The organism is Thermogutta sp., assembly GCF_014359955.1.
Taxonomy (GTDB): domain Bacteria; phylum Planctomycetota; class Planctomycetia; order Pirellulales; family Thermoguttaceae; genus Thermogutta.
In genome coordinates this window covers 1-4,537 of the sequence record NZ_JACIYL010000328.1, presented here as the reverse complement: position 1 = coordinate 4,537, position 4,537 = coordinate 1, and the positions used below count along the sequence as shown (strand labels likewise).

Annotated in this window: 3 protein-coding genes; all 3 read right to left on the bottom strand. The window is 59.0% G+C overall.

What is annotated here, in order from left to right:
- Positions 1-467: 467 nt before the first annotated feature.
- Positions 468-2,588: a multiheme c-type cytochrome gene (locus H5U08_RS10765; protein ID WP_297032877.1), complete on the bottom strand. Its 2,121-nt coding sequence runs from the start codon at positions 2,586-2,588 to the stop codon at positions 468-470.
- A gap of 44 nt (positions 2,589-2,632) precedes the next feature.
- Positions 2,633-3,847 carry a DUF1573 domain-containing protein gene (locus H5U08_RS10760; RefSeq protein WP_297032876.1) on the bottom strand — a complete coding sequence of 405 codons (1,215 nt, stop codon included), beginning with the start codon at positions 3,845-3,847 and terminating at the stop codon, positions 2,633-2,635.
- Between the two features lie 402 nt (positions 3,848-4,249).
- Positions 4,250-4,537, bottom strand: a 288-nt coding sequence (locus H5U08_RS10755) for a hypothetical protein (protein WP_297032874.1), incomplete at its 5' end; no start/stop codon positions are given.

Below are 4,537 nucleotides of genomic sequence, written 5' to 3'. Positions count from 1 at the left end.
AAATGGAGGGGCACGCTCGTCGTGCCCGATGAATGGGAATGGATGATCAAGCGTTAAATCACGGACCTGACAAGCAGGTCCCTCCGAGAAATCCTTCGGAGGGGCACGCTCGTCGTGCCCGATGAATGGGAATGGATGATCAAGCGTTAAATCACGGACCTGACAAGCACGTCCCTCCGAGAAATCCTTCGGAGGGGCAAACTCGTCGTGCCCGATGAAACGTGATGCATGGCCTGGTGTTGCAGGGCTGGAGGCTCCTGAAAAGGCCAACGCGTCGTAGGGGCCATTCAGGAATGGCCCCTACCAGTGGACTACTTGTCGTAATCGCGGCAAAACACCGCAAACCACCGCGGCCCGGGTGGAACCGGGCTCTCCATTCCCTCGCACGATGCGGATACAACTGGGATGCTTACTCAACGTGGAAGTCGGGCCTATTTCCACGGAGTCCGCCAGACACCCGGGAAGAACTATTCTTTTTCGTAATGTTCCACCAGGGGCCAGTATTTGGCGAAATCGAAGTCGGGACTGTTATCCAGATCGTGGCAGTTCCGACAGTTATGCACCTCGGAATTCTCGGCCTCCTCTTTCGTCACGATCATCGCCTGGGCAGCCTTTCTTTGGCGTTCGATGTCGCTCCCCATTTCAGCCGCCACGTGTTCCCCACCTGGTCCGTGACACGATTCACAGCCGACGTTGATGAGCTGGGGCGTTTCCTTCTCAGAAAGGAATCCCGAGATATAGGGGAAATACCGGGTGGGGTGCCAGCCAGTGACATGGCAACTGATACATTCGGGATCGAACGTTCGCGGCGGATCCAGGTTTTTCAGCGTGTCCCAGGCTTTTGCGTGCCCCGATCTTTTCCAGATCAGGTACGACTTTTCGTGGCAATTCGCGCATTTTTCTGAACCCACATAATCTCCCTGAATTTCGCGTCGGGGATGGGGAACCGGACGGATTTCCAAACCGGCCAGCCCCAGGGCCTCAAGCTGATTCTGGTAGGTCACCATCATTTGCTTCATCTCAGGTGAGTCCGGATACCGGGAATCCAGGATAACCCGCTGGTACGCGACGGGCTGATCGGGATTGTCGTAGAATCCCAGAACAACCGCGGCCATCCCTTTTTCCCCCACGTGGACCAGGAGTGTCTTGGTATCTGGCACGAAGCGAGGAGAACCGGGAGGTTCCGCGGGACCATCGGTGGTTGCCAGGACATTGAATTCCGGAAACTTTTTGACCAGGGCAAACGCCTCTTCGTCGGCAGCGTCGGCCAGCAGAACCAGGATATCCGCCTGGGCCTTAAGCTGCGGGACGATCTTGGCCAGCGCTTCTTCGGGATCCATAAAGGCCAGATCCGGATTTCGAATTTCCTGCTGATAGCTTTTCCCCAGGACGGACGTTATGCCCACGCGTTTGCCGCCCGCCTCCACAATCCGATAGCGGGACATCCATTGATCTGCCGAAAAATCGAACAAGGCCACATTCGCGGAAACGAATTCGCTCTGTTTCTGGCCGACGGGTGCCACCACCGAGAGCAGAAGCGGGGCGGGCAGCCGCAGGTCGTTATGCCCCAGATTAATCGCGTCATAGCCGATTACCCGCAGGGCGTCCACGGTGATCTGAAACTTGACCTCTGTCTGTTTGCCGAAACCCTTGATGAGTCCGCCGACATCCATCACCACAAGGGGCCAACCCTGTTCACGAAGTTGCCGGATCATCGTGTGTCGCCGACTCAGACCGCCTTTCATGCGATCCTTACCGGCGCACCCGCAGGGCTCAAAGTAGCCGTCCTGACGACCCGTAAAGACCAGCGCGACCTGGGGTTTCGTCCAACCCACAAAGAATTGCCCGTTTTCCTTGATGGGGTCAAATGGCGGACGCTCCAGACGACGTTTGAATCCCGATGGAGAAACAGACTGCCCCTGAGAATGGACGGCGGGTACCACGGCACCAGAATTGGATGGCACGGATGGCGCCGCAGATAAAGACTCCATCGGTGACGTGGGCAACCGCCTGTTCCCGCGGCTGGCGCCCCGTAGCGGATTGGGGAGGGCACCCCCGGCTGCCACCTCTGAAACAGATGCACTGGAAACGGCACGTTCGCCGTCAACCCGCGATTCACCCTGCCCCGCCACTTTCTGTGAAGCAGGAGCTGAAGTCGCCGGAGTTTGCGCCGCCCGAGGCGGAGCGGTTTCTGAATCCTCTTGGGATTGGGCAGCAGGCTGTTTTGATGGTTCATCAGGGATGATCCATCCCGAGGGGACCGCCGGCGGGGCAGCGGAGAGCGATTCCGGCTGCTTCAACCAACTTGCCGCCGGCGGGGAGGCGGCAGCATCACTCTGCGGCGCCGCCCTGGAAGGCACTGCCGTCTTCTCTGACCTCTGTTCTGAAACCTTCGGGGTTTCGCTCACCGCGGATGCGGAGTCCTCTCCGTGCCCTGCTGCCGGAGCGGGAGTCGGGGAGTTCCGGGTGATGGTCTGGGGAGGTGACGAACGGTCGCAACCCAACTCGATGACCACCACCATTCCAACAAGAAAAGAAACGGCGAAAACCGTGACGGCCGCCATGCCGCGGTGACCAGTCCGTGACATATCAGTTCTCCTTCTTGTCTCCGGTGAAGGGAAGGACATCACATTCACTCGATGGCAAATCGGACGAGGATTTTCACCTCGGGGGCATCGGGATGGTTTGTCTTGATGATGACTCGCCCGAGGTTCGGCTCGTCCAGGCCGAAATAGTTAGCAGGTCCTGCTCCCGGTGGGATCTTGATGACGATGGGCACGAGCATCGTGACATCCTTGTGCACGATCCGATCGGTTTCGACGGTAATTTGCAGAAATTCCGGGACACTTTTTTCCACATGGAATTCCAGGCTCTGATCAGGGAGGGCGGCTAACCGCAGCATCACCCGGCGCTCCGCCCCGGTCTGGCGACTCACGCGACCAATGTGAAGGATTCCCCGGGAGGCATCCCAGCCTGCCCCCACGATGTTCACGTCACTTTCCACCCGGCCCTGAACGGGGATCTCCAACTCGGGGCAGTCCTTCTGGTCGGTGTGCAGGCGGATTTTCTGTTGAAACGGCCCAAGAGGCAAGCCTGGTTTAATACGGACAAGGAGCCGATACCCGGTCTTGGCCCCCGGCTCAACCGCCAGTTCCCCCCCGGAAAGGGGAGACAACTCCAGACTGAAATAATTCGCCGATTCATCCTGATACGCCAACTCCGGCTGACTGATTTTGACAGCCTGCTGACGGAAGATGTAAATCTTCGCCTCCCCCACAGCCGGCTGCATTCGCACCACCCGCGTGAAGATGATCTCCGGCGGCACCACCCTTATGGAGCGGACGACATCCGCCTTGACGGTGAGTTTGACCTGGGGCGTTCGTAAATCGTTCGTGAACAGCGTGGCGTGCTGCGTGACCGGCCCGACGTAGTCCTTCCCATTAAACTCCACAGCGATTTTGATCGACTGGCCCGGGGCCAGTTCGGCTTCCTCAAAGTTGAGCACGGTACACCGGCACGAGCTGTCTCCCTTGGTGAGTCTCAGGGGGGCGGACCCGACATTTCGGATCTCAAATTCGTGCCGAACCACCGAGTTGGATTCAATCCTGCCGAAATCGTAGGTATCTTCCGGCACTTCGACCCTGGGCTCCGCCATCCCGGAAGCCTCCTGTTCGCGTTTGGCGGTTGTTTGAACAGTGGCAGATGTCGCAGGCTGGGCCTCCGCCAAGACGGGATATCCCGGCCACGGACGATACTCCACGCTGGCCCAGCCGAGCGCCAAGCCCACGACCACCCCTGCGACCGCCGCCAAGAGAACAACCAGCCCCACAAGCTTCAAGCGTCGCATGGCGTTCCTCCCGCACTGATCGAATAATCTTAAAGCAAAATAGCCGAGATTCTCCCTCTATTGCCCGCCTCACTGGTCTGCCTTCCAACCACGGCCTGCCCTCCGTGTGGTAGTCCCCGAAGGGGCCGCCGCGACCGACTGCTCCTGGCGTGGCCGGAACCACGGTCCATGCCGCGTGCTGCCCGGCGCCTTTCCCGTATTCTACATACGGATGTCCTCCCCGTTGGTTTTTTGGCGCACTCATACCTCAGACAAGCGGTGACCAATCTCATCCCCCTCTCATCCCTGGGCACCATGTCGGATTGCCCGCTGACGCCCGAGCTGGCCACACGACGGCGTGGGTGAATTCCGCCCCCAAGACGTGAGCGCGACGGTCGTTCCCGCCACCCGGACTGACGTGGATTACTCTGAAGTTCCCGTCCCGTCTCCTGCGTCGGAGGCCGGCTCCGCATTTTTCCGTGACGAGATCTGTTCCTGAAGGAACGCGAGGAGTCCGTCGGGATCGTCCGTGCCAAGGTTGTATACTTTTTTCCCGCAAAAAACTCTCACACAGTCGAAACCCCAAATGTTGTACGTCCACCCCCAACCAAGGCGATAGTGAACGCCCCAACCGTCCAGTAAGGTGGTGCGACCTTTTTCCACTCGCGTGATTGCTTCATAGGGAATGCGCTTCCGCAGAAGGGGAATCGG

Coding starts and splice junctions, on each gene's coding strand:
- H5U08_RS10765 (WP_297032877.1), bottom strand. CDS start 2,588: ATGTCACGGACTGGTCACCGCGGCATGGCGGCCGTCACGGTTTTCGCC.
- H5U08_RS10760 (WP_297032876.1), bottom strand. CDS start 3,847: ATGCGACGCTTGAAGCTTGTGGGGCTGGTTGTTCTCTTGGCGGCGGTC.